Below are 18,371 nucleotides of genomic sequence, written 5' to 3' on the forward strand. Positions count from 1 at the left end.
GAGATTAATAATAATGAAAAAAGTCGCCCTTGCTCTAACACTATTCCTATGCATCTTGATTGCCGCTTTAGCCTGGTTAGCCCACCCCATACAACCCCCGGCTAAGCAGGTGTTCATCAACGGCAATATATTGTCGATGAACAACACCAACGCAACCTTCGATGCCGTCGCCGTCGCCGGCGACACCATTGTCGCCACGGGTACTAACGAGCAGATCAAACAACTCATCGATCAGGACACCGTCGTTCACGACTTAGCTGGACAGACACTACTACCTGGCTTCATCGATGCCCATAGCCATTTTCCAGGCTCCGGCATGCAGAGCCTCGGCGCTGATGTGAACAGCCCCCCCATCGGCACGGTTACCAGCATGGAGCAACTGCTCAACAACGTCGCAGAACAAGTTGCCCGTACACCGGCGGGAGAGTGGGTACTCGCTTTCGGCTATGACGATACCTTGCTCAGCGAACAGCGCCACCCCACACGCAAAGAGCTCGACGCCATCTCGAGCGAAACGCCCATTTTTGTCTGGCATGTCTCGGGCCATATGGCCGTCGTCAACTCCAAGGCCTTAACGCTCGCGGGCATCACCGACAGCAGCAAGCCGCCCCTCGGTGGCCACTACGGTCGCGACTCAGAGGGGCGACTCAATGGCCTGATCGAAGAAAACGCCGTCACCCCTTTACAAATACTCGCCCTGGACTTTTCTCCCTGGCAGTTCCTGCAGATGATCGAGCAGGCTAACTTGGAATACCTTTCCGCCGGCGTCACCACCGCTCAAAGCGGTGCCGTCGATAAAAAGATGAGCCTAGGCATGAAGCTAGCATCCCTTTTCAACAGGACGCCACTACGACTCGAGCTATGGCCGATCTTCGACAGCTACGGTCGCGACCTGCTTGAGGGCAACGAGAGCCGTAGCTCGATAAATGGCGAGCGGGTGCACGTCGGCGCCATCAAACTCTTCTCCGATGGCTCTATCCAAGGCTTCACAGGCTATCTCAACCAACATTATCATGCGCCCTATCAGGGCAAAAAAGACTTTCGTGGCTACCTGCGTTTCAGCCAACAGAAACTCACTCAGCAGATCGTCAACTTCCATAAAGCCGACATGCAAATCGCCGTGCACGCTAACGGCGATGGCGCCATCGATGCCGTCATCAACGCCTTCCGTGAAGCGCAGCGACAACACCCAAGGGCGGATCCTCGGCTCATCTTGGTGCACTCACAAATGGCGACAGCCGCACAGCTGGCACAGATGAAAGAGCTGGGCATTACACCGAGCTTCTTTTCCGCCCATGTCTACTACTGGGGCGACCGACACCGCGATATTTTTCTCGGCCCCGAACGAGCGGCTCGCATTAGTCCCGCGAAGAGCGCGGAAGACATTGGCCTACGCTATAGCCTGCATCTCGACACACCTGTCGTGCCGATGGCGCCTCTCCTCGCTGCCTGGTCCAGCGTCAACCGCCAAACCTACGGCGGTAGCGTACTGGGCCCAGCAGAGCGTATCAGCGTGATGTCTGCGCTTCGCGCCATCACCATTGATGCCGCCTGGCAAGTTTTCCAAGAAGGTAACCGCGGTTCCATCGAGGCAGGCAAACTAGCCGATTTCGTCATCCTCAAGCAGAACCCACTAGAACATGCCGAGACACTGAACAAACTCATCGTCCAGCAAACGATTATCGGTGGTGTCAGTCAATATAAGCGCCAGTAACCCGCCCTCCTCCGCGTTCAAATAGCCGCCGCTGACAACAGCGGCAGCCATTCAGCCTGCTCGATATAAAACCCAGTCACACCGCAGCCCCACCACCAATACCCAAAGTCTATGCGTAACCATGACAGAGGCCGATGCTCTATATGGATACAACCATACTGGCTCTCTGCGATAGTGCTTCAGCAATCTTTTCAGACTGACCATGGCAGGAGAAGGATTTGCATCACAGCACCAAATACTGTATAAATAGCCAGTATCAACATATTCCACTAACAGAGAGTTTGATGAAAGCTAAGTATGATCACCATAGAAGTGGTGCTGACGTGCCGGCTGCAATGCTCGCCTACTACAATGCGGGGAGTCTCGCCGCACGACGCGGAGAAACCACGGCGAGCTGCCCCTATGAACTCGGGCAATTTAAAACGTTTTGGCTGGTCGGCTTTACTGACACCGCCTTAACCTTGCAGCAGCAACTCATTTAAAATAACAAAAAAGGGGAGCCCAATGGCTCCCCCTCTTATTTATAGTCACGCTTGCCTAACCGTTATCAAGACTCAAACAGGCGCACCATGACAAGCACAAACTACTCACTAGCTGTGGTTTGGGTTATCCGTGACGCTGCAACCTCGCTATGTTTTTTACTCTCCTTATTCAGTGCCAACAACAACCCGCCTAGGCCAAACCAAGCGGCAACCATCGCCCACTCTTTAGCCGACAGTGCGGAAGGACTGAACGGCATATAAAGCAGCAACATCCCCGCAGAACATGCTAACGCGAGCCAAGCAACGGCCTTACCATAAGCCACTTTGAAAGGGCGTTCCATCTCGGGCTCTTTATTGCGCAAGACAATAAAAGAATAAACCACAAAGATGTAGGCGATGATAATCCCCACGCCACTGGCATTAACCAACCAGACTAAGGACTGTCGCCCCATTAATGGCGCCAATGTTGAGAAGGCGCCAATCAATAAAATAGCATTTGTCGGCGTTTTATATTTCGGGTGTAGCTTAGCAAAACAAGCTGGTAAATCGCCCGATTCTGCCAATGCATAGATGGCACGACTACCACCAATAAAAAAGGCGTTCCAGCTGGTAATAATACCGGCGATTCCAGCAAACACGATCAATGTCCGCCCCCATTCAGCACCGACTATTTCACGCATAGTGTCGGCCACCGCCAAACTTGACCCCTTTAGAGCCTCGGTATCAAGCACCATAGCAACAGCCAGCGATAAAAACATGTACCACAAGATTGCCACGACAACGGAGATAACGAGCAGTTGGCCAATTTTCTTTTTCGGCACATCCATCTCACCGGCAGCTTGCGGAATAACGTCGAAGCCAATAAACAAAAATGGGATCATCAGTAACACACTAAACGTGCCGCCAAAACCATTGGGTAGAGGCGATTCAATCGTCGCAATGCTGCCCTGGAAAAACGAGCCAGTAATTAACATCACACCGGCTACCAAGATGAGCAATGTGACCGTTTTCTGAAGCAGTGCCGCTGTCTGCACCCCGATATAGTTTATCCACGTCATCGCGATGGAGCCGATAACACCCACCATCACCCAGCTAAAATAAACATCCCAGCCAGCAATGGTCCACAGGTAGCCGACGCTATATGAAGGCAGAATATAATCCACCACCGTCGGTAGCGCTACCGCCTCAAAAGCGACCACCGAGACATAGCCAAAAATGATCGCCCAGGTACAGATAAAAGCTGGCTTACGCCCCAAAGCACGATAGCTATAGACATGCTCACCACCGTTTTCCGGCATTGCCGAGGCCATCTCCGCATAAACCAATCCAATCATTATCACCACAGCACCGCCGACGAGGAAGGCTAACAGAGTGCCTACAACTCCAGCCTGCAATAACCACCCCCCTGCCAGCACGACCCAGCCCCAGCCAATCATCGCGCCAAAAGCCAACGCCAATATATCTTTAGTTTTTAAACTCGCCGTGGGTTTTTTCGCTGTTGATGTACTCATAAAGGTACCTGCTCTTATTTTATTTGCATTACCAGAGCTAATCACTAGCTCCTTGTTTATCAATTGACATCGCGCTTATATTTATCGTTTTACGCCACCCTGTAAGCACCTGTGCGAGGCAGCCAAAAGCTGCCTGCAATCAGAGTGACGTCACCGTTTGACAACGACATCGGAGGCGATTTCAATCTATCAGATGCGACCTACCACTTTCTAAATTAGGCTGATAGCCCCCCCATACAGAGATATTTCACTTCCAAATAATCATCTAAGCCGTATTTAGAGCCCTCCCGACCGTTACCCGATTGTTTAACCCCGCCGAAGGGCGCTGCTGCATTGGAGATAATCCCCTCGTTAATCCCCACCATGCCGAAATCTAATGCCTCGGCTACGCGCCAAATACGGCCAATATCACGGGTATAAAAATACGCCGCTAAGCCATACTCAGTATCGTTCGCTAGCGCGATAGCCTGTGCCTCATCCTCAAAGCTGATAATGGGGGCGATAGGAGCAAAGGCTTCTTGATTGGCAACGGCCATCTCGTTGGTCACCTGCGTCAATATCGTCGGCGGATAAAAGCACTCCCCTTGCGGCGAAGCACTGCCTCCCAAGAGCAGTTTCGCACCAGCGGCAACCGCCGCATCAACGCGTCGCTGCGTCGCCCGCACTGCCGAGGCACTAATCATGGGACCAACATGCACCCCATCATCTAGGCCGTTACCAAGAGTCAGCGCCTCTACAGCCTGGCTAAACTTCTCAGTGAACTGCTCGAGCACACCGCTCTGCACCAGAATACGATTGGTACAGACACAGGTTTGCCCTGCATTACGGAATTTCGAGGCGATGGCGCCGGCAACAGCCGCATCGATATCGGCATCGTCAAAGACGATGAACGGTGCATTACCGCCCAGCTCCATTGAGACTTTCTTCACCGTCGTCGCGCATTGAGAGATCAAGGTTTTGCCAACGGCCGTTGAGCCCGTAAAGGTGAACTTGGCGATATCAGTATGATCGGTCAACACCTTGCCCATGGCGATCGCGTCTTGCCCAACAATGACATTAAACACCCCGGCAGGAATACCGGCACGCTCGGCCAACTCCGCCAGCGCCAAAGCCGAGAGCGGCGTCTCTAAAGCCGGACGTACTAGGAACGTACAACCCGCAGCCAGGGCAGCCGCCGCCTTACGTGCAATCATCGCATTCGGGAAATTCCAAGGAGTAATCGCGGCAACCACGCCGACCGGTTGTTTGATGACAATAATACGTTTATCTGCAGCGGGGCTGGGTATTGTGTCACCGTAAACACGCTTGCCCTCTTCAGCAAACCACTCCACGAAGGAGGCACCGTAGGCAACCTCACCCTTCGCCTCTGGCAAGGCTTTGCCCTGCTCTAGCGTGAGAATACGCCCCAAATCCTCTTGATGCTCCATGATCAAATTGAACCAGTTGCGCATCAGCTGTGAACGCTCTGCCGCAGATTTAGACGACCACGCCGGCAGGGCATTGTTAGCCGCTTGCACAGCTAGCTCAACTTCCACCACCCCAGCGTTACTCACTTCGGCGATCGACTCGCCAGTTGCGGGGTTAACAACGGCCACACGTTCGGAGCTACGCTGCCACTGCCCATTGATATAGGAATGTTGCTTTAACAACGCCTCATCGCGTAACGCAAAGTCTGTCATCTCTACCTCGGTATAATCGTTATTGTTAGGTTGATTAGATAACAAACTGTCTTTAAGATAAATATCAAACTTTCAAACTAATGTTAAATAAAATTAAAACTTATGAAAGCTTCATCGATCATTCCAAAGCCGGTAGCAGAATACGACCTACGACTACTCAAAGTCTTCATGGCCGTCGTAGAGAACAGTGGCTTCGCGGCCTCCGAGCAGGCATTAGGGGTCGGCCGGTCAACAATCAGTATTCACATGTCTAATTTAGAGAACCGTTTGCAGCTAAAACTATGCTCACGCGGCCGCTCTGGTTTTGCCCTCACCGATGACGGGCAAGCGGTCTATCTCGCCTGCAAAGAGTTATTCAACTCATTGAACGACTTCTCTCTACTGGTAGGCTCGTTATCAGAGCGACTCAGTGGCGAGATTGTGATCTTATGCTCCGATCAGGTCATCAGCCCGCAGATGCAACAGCACTACACCCAGGCAATTAGCTATCTGCACCAGCAGGCTCCTGACCTGCATATCGTTTTTGATGGTGATTCGATAGACAATATTGAACGTATGCTACTAAAGGAGAAGGCCCATATTGCCATCTACCCTTATTATCGCCATATCGAAGGTTTGGAGCAGCAAGTCGTATACAGCGAGAAGATTTATCTCTGTTGTGGCAATAAGCACCCCTTCTTCTCCCTGACAGACGAACAGATTAGCGATAAACAACTCGCCAGCTCTGCCGCCATTCATCCGGGCATGGATATCGGTACACTGGGCAAGGAACAGTTAAGCAAACTTAACCTCGCCGCCAAGTCCTATCAATTCAGTACACGTAAATCAATGATCATGTCAGGCAGCTACATTGGCTATATGCCCGGCAGCTATATCCAAACGGAGATAGAGCAAGGTGAGATTCGCATCATTAAACAAGACTCGCTCAGCTACCCGTTCAACCTGTACGTCGTTAATAAAAAGAACGCCAGAGAGCATAATAAAGTTGAATTAGCGAAAGCCTCTTTTATTAAGCCATTACAATAACCAACAAAGCTAACGCTACTTTTTAATCGATTTCTTTGTGAGCGATGCTTTTGTAAGCGATGCACAGCGCAACCACCGACAAAAGAGCGTCAGTCGATATTTCACCGTCAATCTATTAAGCTGCTATAGCCTACTCTTTATTCGCATCATAAAGCGTCTAGCAGCTGGTGCTCGCAGTGAGCAGCACCTCCCTAACCGAGGATCAAGCATGAAAACACCTGTTCTAAAGCGCCTTCCCAGCAGCGCGATATACTGTGCAGCCATTATCACCAGCCTGCTATTAAGCGCCTGCGCCAGTAAGCCATACTACGACTACGACCAGAGCGTCGACTTTAATCACTTTGAATCATTTAGTATTCAGGCAGCAGACAACAAACACCCACTGATGGCTGAGCGTATCGACGAAGCAATAGAGGAGCAGTTGGTTGCCAAAGGCTTGGTGGTGGCCGACCCCGTGAACGCCGATATCAACATCCGCTATCAAGTCGAACGCGAAGCAGTACCCAGTAACAACAACGGCGTTCAGTTGGGCTTAGGTGGTGGTAGCGGCGGAGTTGGCGGGGGGATCTCCATCCCGATCGGTCAGTCGAGCAGACAAGTCAGCATCATCCAGGTCGATATATTTCAACACAGCGATGGCAAGCTGGTCTGGCGAGGACGCAGCTCACTGATGGACGAGGAGGATGCAACAAAAAGACAACAGGTCATTTCAACCGTGATCGAAGAGATTCTCGCCAACTACCCCCCGGCGACACCCTAGACGCTCAATAAAAAGGGGCGCGCGCCCCTAACAACAAAAGCCCCCGCAGGAAGCGATCCTGCGAGGGCTCTAGTCGATCAAGATTAGCTACTTAACCGCGTCGGGAAACTCCCCGAACAATGTATCGATCGCTGCGCTCACATTCTTCTCGACATGATCCAGCGAAGAGGATTCATCGCTGACCGTTTGCTTAGCCACACCCTCCCAGACCATGCGCTTACTCGCGGTATTAAGCACCGAGAAAATGATACCTTCGACACGAACCGTATCTGATGTTGGGTGGTTATAGAACGCTGTTTCAGACTCGTTCAGCCCTACAGAGGTATCAAAGGCGCGGTCCATATAATCACGCGGCGAGTTAGATTCTTTATTGTTCATATGTGACTCGCTACCAAAGCGATAGTCAACACTGATATCACCTGGGGTGCCCGCCGCACTCAGTTGATAGCCTTTCGCCGCCATCTTCTTATCGACCGTTGACCTTAACCAAGCATCAAAGGTGACGAGATTCGCCGCAATATTCTCTTTCGCCACAATCGGCTCCGATGTCCAGCTGTAAGTTTTCCAGCCACCCATCGCCGCCTCATCATGAACATATGTCTTGGTCTTCATACCGCTACAGGCAGACAGCGCCACTAGCGTCGTTACCATCACCAACCTTAAACACCAGTGTCGATGTATTCTCATTCTATGCATCCCCTCAACTAACAATTTATTGCTATAAGTTATTGGCTATCGATTTTTCTCGAGTGTAACACGCTGTTACTAATCGGCTCCATCTTTCACTGGATAAGCTCACGCAACTCTACGTTAAATCAACATGGCAGCTCTCGAGACGCCCAAGCTTGTTTTTTCCGGTAAATAGTCGAGGCACTCACTTCAAGCATCGCCGCTGCCTTAGGGATATTACCATCGCACTGTGCAACCGCCCTTTCTATATAGTCCTTCTCCATCAGCCACAGCGGCCTTAAGCTATCATCCTCATCATCAACGGCAGTCACTGTAGCCTCTCCTCGCAACACCGATGAGCCACTACGTACCTGCGCTGGTAACATACCTGCCGTTACCTGGCCCGACACATTCAAGACCACCATCTGACGAATCCAGTTTTGCAATTCACGGACATTACCCGGCCAACCATAAGCGCTAAGTAGCTGCATCGCATCAGACGAGATAATGCTAAAGTCTTTTCCCTCTTCACGCGCATACTTAACCAAGAAGTACTCTGACAGCATCGCAATATCATCGCCCCTTTCTCGCAGCGGTGGCAGGTGCAGTGGAATCACATGTAGACGATAATATAAGTCTTTACGGAACATGCCTGCCTGTACCTGTTCAAGCGGGGTGCGATTACTGGCACAGACTATGCGAACATCGACCTCCTGCAGATCGCCCGAACCTACACGATGAAAGTTACCCGTCTGCAAGAAACGCAGTAATTTCACCTGTAAATCTAGGCTCATTTCACAGACTTCATCCAAAAATAAAGTGCCGCCATCGGCCTGCTCTACCGCCCCCTGACGATGATGAATCGCGCCAGTAAACGCCCCTTTAACATGACCAAAAAGCTCGCTCTCCATCAAATCCTTTGGAATCGCACCACAATTAATCGCGACGAATTCCCCCTGTTTATTACGTCCACTCTGCCGATGTATCGCCAGCGCACAAACCTCCTTACCAGTACCGCTCTCACCGGTAATAAATACCGTCGCCTTACTCTCAGATGCACTCTCTACCACACGGTAGACATTCTGCATGATTTTACTACTGCCAATAAAACCATGAAAGCGGCCGGCCAGTACATCGATCGTTGAAGACTCGTCCGTAGAGCCAAGACGTGACAGACGCTGTACCGCAGCACGAAGGTGGCGACCATCATAGGGAGGCGTAATATACTCGGCGACGCCCAGCCGCAGCATATCCATTTTGTTAGGCTCGATACTTTCACGACTAAAGAGCATTATGGCGGCATTTAGCTGCTGTCGTTGCAGCGCTCGTAAAATCTCCATCGCATTTGCCAACTGCAAATCGAGCAAAATAACATTCGCCTGAAGCAATGCATTAACACGTAGAGCCTCCGCCCCGGTGGTAACCACCACCAAGTGATACTGATGCGGCAGGGCTGCCTTGCGCCACAAAGCGGCGATGACACCCGTTGCCTCGACTAATAAAACCTCGACTGCCATACGACTGCCTCACTGCATGATGAGGATAGCTGAGCGTGATGGAAATTTTGCGCAGCACTACTCTAAACGTCATAACCATGCGCCAAATATATTCCCCGACAACTTCAGTATAGTCTTTTTGCATCGCAGATGAAGAACCGTCTCATCATGAGCTTAGCAAATAAAAAATGATGGATAATATCAAAAGGATAAACACTATTTTCACGCTTCGTCGCAGCATCAGAAATTGCAAATCGCAAAATCAATTTTGCAATTTGCAATAAGCTACCGAATAGAAATATAAATATTGAATAAAGACCCACTAAGCTGCTGATTAAAGACTTAGATGCATACAAAATCAAGGTATCGATCTTGCTTGAAAAAGTAGAGTGGTGAGAAGGTTTAGAACTAGTTAACACGTTGTTTTTTCATCAAGGGAGCATCCCGTTTGAATATACACAAGACCAGGCAACAGCATGATACACCGCATAAGCAGCTTGTAATGAACTACCAGCAGCCGAATAGCACCTACCGTCAAGAACAGGCCAGCGAGCGAGGCTTCGAGCTCTTCGGGGTGCACATCGACAACGTTAGTGAAAGCGAGGCCCTCGACTGGACCCTACAATCAGCGGCAACGGGTGATAAGCGCAGCGCCTATTTCGCCAATACCCATCTGCTCAATAATGCCTATCAAGATCCTAGTTTTGTCGAGATCATCAATAGCGCCGACCGTGTTTTTGCCGATGGCAGCGGTGTTAGAGTCGCGGCGAAGCACCTACGACAACCGCTGCAAGATAATATTAATGGTACCGACCTTTTCCCTGAATTATGCCGCCGTGCTGAACAGCAAGGACATAGTATTTTCTTTCTAGGCGCCACACAGACAATACTCGATGATCTGGTCAAGCACATTAAGCAACAGTATCCAAACATTTGTATTGCCGGTACTCAGCAGGGCTACTTTAATCATCAACACTGTGACGAGGTTATTCAACGCATCAACGATAGCCATTGTCGGATTTTATTAGTCGGTTTTGGCGTCCCCTTACAAGAGCGTTGGCTAGCACTTAACCGGTATCGCTTGGCCGTCCCTGTCACCCTTGCCGTTGGCGGGTTATTCGATTTTTATTCTGGTCGTATCAGCAGAGCGCCCAAACAGCTCCGTCAGCACGGTACAGAATGGCTATGGCGTTTAGCGATGGAACCAAAACGGTTATGGCGTCGATACCTTATCGGCAACCCCCTATTTATCTATCGCCTTTATACTAGACCGATGGGCAGCAAGAGCGGCACAGGCTTAACGGTAAGGCCCCGGCAGCACAGTGGCTGGTGGCTTGGAGCGAGTAGGCGCCACCCCCTGATCAAGCGCAGCTTCGACCTCAGCGTTGCCGCTATCGGTCTTGTCGTCAGCATGCCACTCCTCATACTCATCGCCCTCGCCATCAAGTTCGACAGTCGTGGCCCCATTATTTACCGTCAACAACGAGTGGGAAAGAAAGGGCAACTATTTACCATGTACAAGTTTCGCACTATGTTCAGCAACGCCCAGCGTATTGCGATTCGTCAGCGTAACGAAAGCAGCCGACAGGGGCTCTGTTACAAATCGAAATCAGACCAACGTATCACCCGTGTAGGCCGGTGGCTGCGACGCAGCTCTCTGGATGAACTACCACAGCTCTGGAACATCTTGCGCGGCGAGATGACTCTCGTAGGGCCGCGCCCCGCCCTACCACAGGAGGTTGATAAATATGGTCAATTAGCTAAAACTCGCCTATGCATGATGCCTGGCCTGACCTGCTATTGGCAGACGCAAGGCCGCGCTGAACTCTCTTTTGATGAACAGGTACAGCTCGATATTAAATACCTCGCAGAAAGATCTCCCATGACGGACCTAAAAATAATCGCTAAGACCATATCTGCCGTTATCACCGGTAAGGGAGCCTATTAAACCCGCTTCAAACACGGCTCTCTGAAAGTGATTTTTCTTAGCAAAGAGAGCCCTTACGGCAAAAACAGGCTTATAGATCGTCGACAGACCAGCAACAACCACTAATATAATAATAAGAGAGTGTTTTTTATCAAACTCTTGAAAGTTTTAGTTTACCGTTAGTGTCTAGACGTAATCGAATTTATGGCAGATGTCTTGAGGCGAAAAGCAACAGCAAAAACTGTTATTCATGTCATTAGGCGCTTTGTTTTTGCAAAGTGGGGCGGCACCGAGTCCGTCGTTTGGCACAGTATCGAACGACTAAAAAAACACCAAATACCGAGTCAAATTGTCGCCACTGCCGCTCTCGATAAGGCCGGCAAAGAGGTTATCGATGGCTGCGAAATTTATCGCTACCCTTACTTCTACCCTCATTTAGGTCTACGCGCCGCTGACCGTCTCAACCTCGATTACAAAGGAGGCAACCCGTACTCTCTGTCAATGGCACAACACCTGAGAAAGGCTGACTGCCGTCTCATCCACTGCCACTCAATGCAACGTGTTGCTGCAATCTGCCGAATTATCGCCAAAAGAAAGGGGATTCCTTATATTATCTCGCTACATGGGGGGTATTTTTTAGTACCACAAAGTGAGGTTACACAGATGTGTCGGCCACTCAAGTTCACCTTTAACATCGGCCGACTACTCGATGCTTATACACGCCCAGAAAATATATTGGACGATGCCTCCGGTATCATCTGTGTCGGCGACGACGAGCATCAACTGGCCTGTAAACACTACCCATCAAAACCTATCCTGCGACTCCCTAACGGCGTCGATATCGCCGCCTTTAAGCATGGCGATGGTAATCACTTTAGGGAGCTATATGGCATCCCCAAAGAGCAACATCTGCTGATGTCCATCAGTCGTATCGACCCACAAAAAAACCAACTGCTTGTACTACAGCTACTATTAAAGCAACGTCAAGAAGGTGCCTGTAAAGTTCATGCAGCCATCATCGGCCCTGTTACCTCCGACGAATATTACACTGAGCTAAAAGATTTCTGTCGTCAGCACCAGCTCATCGAGCAAGTCACATTCATTGAAGGGATTGCACCAAACTCCCAAGAACTTGTTGATGCTTATCATGCTGCCGATACCTTCATCCTAGCCTCGATCCACGAGCCTTTCGGTATCGTCGCACTCGAAGCCTGGGCCTCTAGCACCCCTATCATCGCCACACGCGTCGGTGGTCTAGGCCTACTGATAAACGACAACGTTGACGGTTTACTCTTTGAGTCTGGGAATTTAGAGCAGCTCAGCACCCTTTTCGACCGTTTGCGCAACGATCAGGCTCTGCACGACAGGCTCTGTAAACAAGCACTTGAACGAGTAAGCTCAGAGTTTTCTTGGGATCACATGGTAGAAAAGCTCATTGCTTTCTATGATCAAGTCGAGGAGTTTTACTATGCCGACAAACAAAAAAAGCCATAGCGACTTATAACAAGCAAATAAATAATCTTATTTCAATGTTACCAACATTCATCTCAGGGCGCGGAAGATGAGAGAAGTCCAGCGGCGAAAGAGCAGCACAGACAGACTTAAACCGATTTTTATTAGCGCCTTCGCCTACGATAACGGGCACTCCGGGATTGCAGAATACATCCGGCAAATATGCCTTCACCTAAGTAAGTTCAGCGATATCACCATCGCTGTCACGGCGCAAGAAAAAAGTCTTTTAAAAAAGCACCTGCGTGGTAATAGCCACTTACAAATTCGTTACATTACCGCCCCCAGCTACTGCAACACCCCCCTGGGAAGCATCTTTTGGCACACTGTTATCCTCCCCTTATTCACACCTTGGAAAAATTACCGCTGCATTATCTTGCCCGCCGCAAATCGACGTTTATTTTGCTTTTATCCGCTATTAACCATTGCCACTGTTCACGATCTTGCGCAATACCATGTTGACTGTAAGTACGACTGGAAAAGAAATTATTACGTGAAACGTCTATTACCAAAGTTGATCAAAGGCGTTGATCAAATCATCGCGGTGAGTCATTCCAGCCGTCGAGACCTGGAGCGCTATTGGCATATCGACAGCGAAAAAATTCAAGTTGCTTATAACGGCTATGACCAGCTACGTTTTAGGGATAGGTCGCCTGAAAACATGCTGCAAGTAAAAAATAAATATAAGCTAAAGAAGGCCTTTATCCTCTATGTCGCAAGGATCGAGCACCCTGGTAAAAACCACGTCAAACTCATCGAAGCCTACGAGCGTCTACCTCAGGCAATCCAACAGCACTATGACCTCGTATTCGCCGGTAGCCCATGGCTCAACGCCGAAGTTGTCACCACAAAAGTTGCCAACAGCCTAATCCGCGAAAATATTAAGCTGCTGGGGTTTGTTGCGGCCGATGAGTTACCCGCCCTCTATCACCTGTGTAGCCTGCATGTGATGCCATCACTCTACGAGGGCTTCGGCATCCCGATTGTCGAGGCCTTTGCCTGCGGCACACCGACCATTTGCTCGGCCAACAGTTCACTCAGCGAGATAGGTGGTGATGCTGTTCTTACTTTCGACCCCCTAGATACCGACAATATCAGCGCGACAATAAGGCGTGTTCTACAAGACCCGCAGCAACGTCACATCATGATAACGAAGGGTTTACAGCGCTGCGCACTCTTCGACTGGCGGCACCATACCGACAAGATATTAAAACTCATACACTGAGAATAACTCACTCTGTTATAGAAAGCTGTCGGCCAACCCGAGACCGTCTATAGTATATATAGGCTGGTCGCGTGCCAAAGTTGTAAACGGATTTAGGTTGTCATCATATGGAAAACAAACCGTTAACTAAATATAAACGTATCTCCATTTTCACTTTTGTCGATGCTTTCGGCTGGGAGATCTATCGTCATTACGACTTTATGAACGACCGGTTACCCCACGCTAAAAGACTTAATACAGTATTTGGCTACTCCTCTGCCGCGCTACCTTCAATTCTTACCGGTCGCTACCCTCGTGAGCACAAGCACTGGTCCTCATTTTACTATGCTCCGAAGAGCTCCCCCTTCAAACATCTTCGCTGGTTATCGCCTCTACCAGCATTTCCTTTCAATAACTGGCGTGTGCGTAATTTGCTCAGCCGCTGGGTTAGCAAACGAGAGCATTTTACCGGTTATTTTGAACTTTATAACATTCCCTTCAAGAAGTTACCCTACTTCGACTACGTCGAGAAGAACGACTACTTCCAACCCGGTGGCATCGTCAAAACAGACACTATTTTTGACTGGTGCGAAGAGCATGATATTCACTATTACTGCGCCCATTGGTCAACACCTGAACAACAGGTCATTGACAGCAGTATCACTTATTTCGAAGCAAGAGAGACTCCCTTTATCTTCCTTTATCTACCTAAACTTGACGCTGAACTGCATCGTTACGGTACTCGCCATCAAAAAATAAAAGAAAAAATTAGCTTCATCGAACGTAATCTTAACCAGCTAATCAATCGCGCCGAAAATCATTATGAGGAGGTCAATGTCTACACTTTCTCAGATCACGGCATGGCCGATGTTACTACCAGCATCGACCTAATCAAAGATATTGAGACACTAGGCTTAGTTTTTGGCGTTGATTACGCCGCGATGTACGATTCAACGATGGCACGATTCTGGTTTTTAAACAAAGTAGCAGAACGCTCTATCTTGCAGCACCTCAAAGGCCGCGATGATGGCGGTATAGTCAGTGAGGAGCAAGCTTGCGATTGGGGAGTCAACTTCGATGACCACCAGTTTGGAGACTGTATTTACCTACTTAAGCCAGGTTCAGTTATTTGCCCGAGTTACATGGGCAAAAAAGCATTGGCAGGCATGCACGGCTATCACCCGGACGATAAAGACTCCTATGCCTTTATCTGCTCCAATCTTCCGTTACCAAAGCATGTAGACTCGATTACCGATATACGTAGTCTCATGCAACAACACTTGCAATAGCTTCAACACGATATGTCAAACGACGACGAAGATGACAAAGGATTCGACTTCGACCCACGTACCCTCTGGTTAGAGATACGCTTTAAGCTTCTCATCGCCCTGATGGTAGCCGCTTTCGTTACCGTACTGCTCAACTATTTCATACTCAAAGACGCACTACCAAAATACTCTGCAATGGCCGTGATCATTCGTCACCAAAAAAATATGGGTTACACGCAGAACATTCCCTACCTCTATCTTCAGCTTGACGCTAGCACCGTGATAGAAACCTTTCTGGTCGAGCAGAATGTGCGCCGTATTGCTGATCGGTTAGGTGAGCAATATAGTGCAGAAGCGCTAATCGGTAAAATCAAGGTAGAAAATGTTGGTCGCTCCGCCATTATTAACGTCAAGGCTAAATGGCACACCGCACAAGGAGCTGCTGACATAGCCAACGCCATTTCTGAGATTTTTCTAGAATCCTACCGAAAAATACAGAATGCCTCAGCAGAAAAAATACGTCACTATTATCAACAAGAGCTGATTATTGCCAAAACAAACCTCAGCAAACTAAACCAAAACATCGACAAATTTAAAAAGAAAAATAATATTTACTCCTACAAAAACAAAGTAGCATCGTTATACGAAAAGCGCACCGAACTAGAAATAAAGCTTGTTAAGCTAAAACTAACCAAGACAGAGATGGAGGAGAACACCAAGGGCATTGCTCTTAAACTACAAGGACTTCCTGAGATAGTAGTGATATCCACCCTGAACCGCTCCAACGACGAAGAGCTGATGGCAAGCCTCCGAGATGAGCTCGACACAATCCAACATCGCTACACGCGAGAAAACCCAAAAGTACAAAACCTGCTAAAGAAAATTGAGCTTTTTGAACAACAGCTGCAGCAGCGAAAAGAAACAAAAAACGACAACAAGAAAGCCTCTATCCAACACACCACTGGCAAAAATGACCTATACCTCGAGCTAGAGGTGCAGCAAATACGCTATCAACTCGCCCTCGAGGCCGTTTTACTACAAACAGAGCAGCTCACCAATGAAATCGACAGCATAAATTATGAGTTGAATAAAATAAGCAGTCTAACTGAGCAATACGATAACCTGGTTATTCTTGTCGAAAGCGCTAAAAGACATGTCATCAGTATGGACACCCGGCTGACGGAGGCCAAAATCGCCATCGAGGCTAACACCAGCGACTACGACATCCTAGAGCGTGCCAAACCTTCCGCTGAAACTGATTTATCACTCCGTTCCTTTCTCGGTCTTACTGGCGGTATTGTCTTTGCCCTCGGCGGCTGTGTCATCATCGTGTTGCGTGAGGCACGCAACAGCACAGTGAAAACCAATTTTGAGCTCAACCGCCACCTGGCTGTAGAATCATTCGGGACACTACCAGACAAGAGCACTGTGGATATCACTACTTTCTACAGCCACTTCCAACTGATATCAGAGGCGATACAACAGCGATTGGACAGCACAGAAAACCACCTCAACCTGATTGCAAGCCTCTCTGGCGGCGAAGGGAAAAGCTTTGTCATAAATGAGCTCGCAGAAGCCTATAGTCGCCAACAAAAAAAGATACTCATCATAGAGACCCTTTACGAGCAAAATACACAAGAAGAACAGTATTCAATTAACAAGGCTCTTTATAGTCTTGATCGGCAGCAAAAGTTACACTTTATCAACCTTAGCAGCCAAGCCGACAAAGGCTACTTTCATTTCGATCAGGCCGTTTTTCTCGATACGCTCGATCACGAACGTATTGCTTTTTTCATCAAAAAAATGAACCAGCATTACGACATGATTCTTTGGGAATGCTTTATTCCCACTAATCATCTACAGCTATTCTCTAGCTTGTGCCGCCACGCTGGCGTCATCACTTTAATCGCCAAAAGCCGATCCACCGAACGGGATGATATTAACCGCCTCTACAATCACCTACAGGCCAACGATGCGCCTCAACTCGGAGTAATCGTCAATCATGTTAAAAAAGACTATCTCTGAAGGCTCAATTATCAACCATAACGGCAGTAAATTTCACCTCAGGGTCTGCCTGTTTCAGCTCAGTACCTTTCTACTTTTGTTCGGCTGTAGCGCCAACATCAAACAGGTCACAAGCGACGAGCCACCAACCCGTTTCATTCCCGATGCCGTTGTCATTGAGCAGGTTAATATTGACGATAGTTCAATTAAGAAGCGTCTCGCCGAACTGCAGATGGTCAAGAGAGAGACCTATAGAGTCTCCCCCGGTGACAAATTTAACATGGACGTCTACGGCGAAAAGGACCTCGAGATCAAAGAGATCATTGTAAAGTCTGACGGCACTATGAGCTTGCCATTAATCGGTGATATCAACGTTGCTGAACTCTCGATACCTGAGGCTGTCGCCAGTATTGAAAGCGCATATAGAAAGTATATCTATTACCCTAAGGTCACTCTGATGCCTTACGAGATGAAGAACTCTCGTTTCACCATCATCGGCAAGGTGGTCATGCCCGGCGTCTACTACTTCGACGGAAAAATACGTGTACTCGATGCTATCGCAAAATCCAAAGGTTTAGCGACCGGTCTCTTCGATTCAAACACCGTCGAGTTAGCCGACCTAGAACACAGTTTCATTAAACGTGGATCCGAGCTATTGCCTGTCGATTTCGCCGAACTTGTTCATCGTGGCGGCATGCTGATGAACATTCCTATTATGGACGGGGACTACATCTACATCGCCTCCGCTGTTAACCGTGAGTACTACATGCTCGGTGAACTCAGCGATCCCGGCTACTATGGTTACATCGAGGGCTTAACTGTCAGCAAGGCAATCGCCAAAGCCAAAGGAGTGCTTCGCTCCGCCTCCAAACAGCTGGTTGTCATACGCGGTAGCATCACTCACCCACAAGTCTACAAGATCGACTATAACCGGATTTTATCGGGTGAACAGCGTGATTTTCAGCTCAATGCCTCAGACATCGTCTACATTCCAAAATCAAACTTTGCTAAATGGAACGACATTATGATTCAGCTCATGCCAACCTTCTCCAACCTGTTCTTTGCTGCCTCTATGTTCGATGCGCCAACGCCGGAAGAATAGCTCAAGCAGGGCCATCTAGT

General features: G+C 48.9%; 14 protein-coding genes. 10 read left to right on the forward strand and 4 right to left on the reverse strand.

The annotated features are described in order from the left end of the window. The first annotated feature begins 13 nt into the window (after window positions 1–13). Both EDC56_RS09500 and EDC56_RS09505 read left to right on the forward strand, forming a co-directional pair. Window positions 14–1,714, forward strand: a complete 1,701-nt coding sequence (locus tag EDC56_RS09500; protein WP_123712281.1) for an amidohydrolase — start codon at window positions 14–16, stop codon at window positions 1,712–1,714. A gap of 284 nt (window positions 1,715–1,998) precedes the next feature. Next, window positions 1,999–2,196: an Rmf/CrpP family protein gene (locus EDC56_RS09505; RefSeq protein ID WP_123712282.1), complete on the forward strand. Its 198-nt coding sequence runs from the start codon at window positions 1,999–2,001 to the stop codon at window positions 2,194–2,196. Between the two features lie 101 nt (window positions 2,197–2,297). Here EDC56_RS09505 and EDC56_RS09510 read toward each other — a convergent pair whose 3' ends face one another. Both EDC56_RS09510 and EDC56_RS09515 read right to left on the reverse strand, forming a co-directional pair. Beyond that, on the reverse strand, window positions 2,298–3,707 hold the full coding sequence (locus tag EDC56_RS09510; RefSeq protein ID WP_123712283.1) for an APC family permease: 1,410 nt from the start codon (window positions 3,705–3,707) through the stop codon (window positions 2,298–2,300). 215 nt (window positions 3,708–3,922) lie between these two features. Further along, window positions 3,923–5,386 carry an NAD-dependent succinate-semialdehyde dehydrogenase gene (locus tag EDC56_RS09515; RefSeq protein WP_123712284.1) on the reverse strand — a complete coding sequence of 488 codons (1,464 nt, stop codon included), beginning with the start codon at window positions 5,384–5,386 and terminating at the stop codon, window positions 3,923–3,925. Between the two features lie 102 nt (window positions 5,387–5,488). On the opposite strand from EDC56_RS09515, the gene EDC56_RS09520 reads away from it, so the two are divergent. Further along, the gene (locus EDC56_RS09520) at window positions 5,489–6,412 is read left to right on the forward strand and encodes a LysR family transcriptional regulator (protein WP_123712285.1); all 924 of its coding nucleotides are present in this window, start codon (window positions 5,489–5,491) and stop codon (window positions 6,410–6,412) included. A 208-nt stretch (window positions 6,413–6,620) separates the two neighbouring features. Beyond that, window positions 6,621–7,172, forward strand: a complete 552-nt coding sequence (locus tag EDC56_RS09525) for a DUF4136 domain-containing protein (RefSeq protein ID WP_148059370.1) — start codon at window positions 6,621–6,623, stop codon at window positions 7,170–7,172. An 87-nt stretch (window positions 7,173–7,259) separates the two neighbouring features. On the opposite strand, the gene EDC56_RS09530 is transcribed toward EDC56_RS09525, so the two are convergent. Together EDC56_RS09530 and EDC56_RS09535 are read right to left on the reverse strand one after the other, a co-directional pair. Then, the gene (locus tag EDC56_RS09530; protein ID WP_162844138.1) at window positions 7,260–7,859 is read right to left on the reverse strand and encodes a DUF4136 domain-containing protein; all 600 of its coding nucleotides are present in this window, start codon (window positions 7,857–7,859) and stop codon (window positions 7,260–7,262) included. 128 nt (window positions 7,860–7,987) lie between these two features. Next, window positions 7,988–9,358: a sigma-54-dependent transcriptional regulator gene (locus EDC56_RS09535; protein WP_123712288.1), complete on the reverse strand. Its 1,371-nt coding sequence runs from the start codon at window positions 9,356–9,358 to the stop codon at window positions 7,988–7,990. Window positions 9,359–9,785: 427 nt separating this feature from the next. Here EDC56_RS09535 and EDC56_RS09540 point away from each other — a divergent pair, with 427 nt between their 5' ends. From EDC56_RS09540 to EDC56_RS09565, 6 genes are all read left to right on the forward strand, one after another. Beyond that, complete coding sequence (locus EDC56_RS09540; RefSeq protein ID WP_148059371.1) at window positions 9,786–11,285, forward strand: WecB/TagA/CpsF family glycosyltransferase; 1,500 nt, start codon at window positions 9,786–9,788, stop codon at window positions 11,283–11,285. 183 nt (window positions 11,286–11,468) lie between these two features. Continuing rightward, the gene (locus EDC56_RS09545) at window positions 11,469–12,758 is read left to right on the forward strand and encodes a glycosyltransferase family 4 protein (protein ID WP_123712290.1); all 1,290 of its coding nucleotides are present in this window, start codon (window positions 11,469–11,471) and stop codon (window positions 12,756–12,758) included. 67 nt (window positions 12,759–12,825) lie between these two features. Next, window positions 12,826–13,998, forward strand: coding sequence for a glycosyltransferase family 4 protein (locus EDC56_RS09550; RefSeq protein ID WP_123712291.1), 1,173 nt, complete (start codon window positions 12,826–12,828; stop codon window positions 13,996–13,998). A 107-nt stretch (window positions 13,999–14,105) separates the two neighbouring features. Continuing rightward, window positions 14,106–15,266 carry an alkaline phosphatase family protein gene (locus tag EDC56_RS09555; RefSeq protein ID WP_123712292.1) on the forward strand — a complete coding sequence of 387 codons (1,161 nt, stop codon included), beginning with the start codon at window positions 14,106–14,108 and terminating at the stop codon, window positions 15,264–15,266. Between the two features lie 12 nt (window positions 15,267–15,278). Further along, window positions 15,279–17,270, forward strand: a complete 1,992-nt coding sequence (locus tag EDC56_RS09560; RefSeq protein ID WP_123712293.1) for an exopolysaccharide transport family protein — start codon at window positions 15,279–15,281, stop codon at window positions 17,268–17,270. Beyond that, window positions 17,248–18,351: a polysaccharide biosynthesis/export family protein gene (locus EDC56_RS09565; protein ID WP_123712294.1), complete on the forward strand. Its 1,104-nt coding sequence runs from the start codon at window positions 17,248–17,250 to the stop codon at window positions 18,349–18,351. The genes EDC56_RS09560 and EDC56_RS09565 overlap by 23 nt, the downstream gene beginning before the upstream one ends. Window positions 18,352–18,371 lie beyond the last annotated feature (20 nt).

It is taken from the genome of Sinobacterium caligoides (assembly GCF_003752585.1).
Lineage (GTDB): Bacteria > Pseudomonadota > Gammaproteobacteria > Pseudomonadales > Sinobacteriaceae > Sinobacterium > Sinobacterium caligoides.

Coding starts and splice junctions, on each gene's coding strand:
- EDC56_RS09545 (WP_123712290.1), top strand. CDS start 11,469: ATGGCAGATGTCTTGAGGCGAAAAGCAACAGCAAAAACTGTTATTCAT.
- EDC56_RS09500 (WP_123712281.1), top strand. CDS start 14: ATGAAAAAAGTCGCCCTTGCTCTAACACTATTCCTATGCATCTTGATT.
- EDC56_RS09520 (WP_123712285.1), top strand. CDS start 5,489: ATGAAAGCTTCATCGATCATTCCAAAGCCGGTAGCAGAATACGACCTA.
- EDC56_RS09560 (WP_123712293.1), top strand. CDS start 15,279: ATGTCAAACGACGACGAAGATGACAAAGGATTCGACTTCGACCCACGT.
- EDC56_RS09515 (WP_123712284.1), bottom strand. CDS start 5,386: ATGACAGACTTTGCGTTACGCGATGAGGCGTTGTTAAAGCAACATTCC.
- EDC56_RS09535 (WP_123712288.1), bottom strand. CDS start 9,358: ATGGCAGTCGAGGTTTTATTAGTCGAGGCAACGGGTGTCATCGCCGCT.
- EDC56_RS09505 (WP_123712282.1), top strand. CDS start 1,999: ATGAAAGCTAAGTATGATCACCATAGAAGTGGTGCTGACGTGCCGGCT.
- EDC56_RS09555 (WP_123712292.1), top strand. CDS start 14,106: ATGGAAAACAAACCGTTAACTAAATATAAACGTATCTCCATTTTCACT.
- EDC56_RS09525 (WP_148059370.1), top strand. CDS start 6,621: ATGAAAACACCTGTTCTAAAGCGCCTTCCCAGCAGCGCGATATACTGT.
- EDC56_RS09565 (WP_123712294.1), top strand. CDS start 17,248: ATGTTAAAAAAGACTATCTCTGAAGGCTCAATTATCAACCATAACGGC.
- EDC56_RS09550 (WP_123712291.1), top strand. CDS start 12,826: ATGAGAGAAGTCCAGCGGCGAAAGAGCAGCACAGACAGACTTAAACCG.
- EDC56_RS09510 (WP_123712283.1), bottom strand. CDS start 3,707: ATGAGTACATCAACAGCGAAAAAACCCACGGCGAGTTTAAAAACTAAA.
- EDC56_RS09530 (WP_162844138.1), bottom strand. CDS start 7,859: ATGAGAATACATCGACACTGGTGTTTAAGGTTGGTGATGGTAACGACG.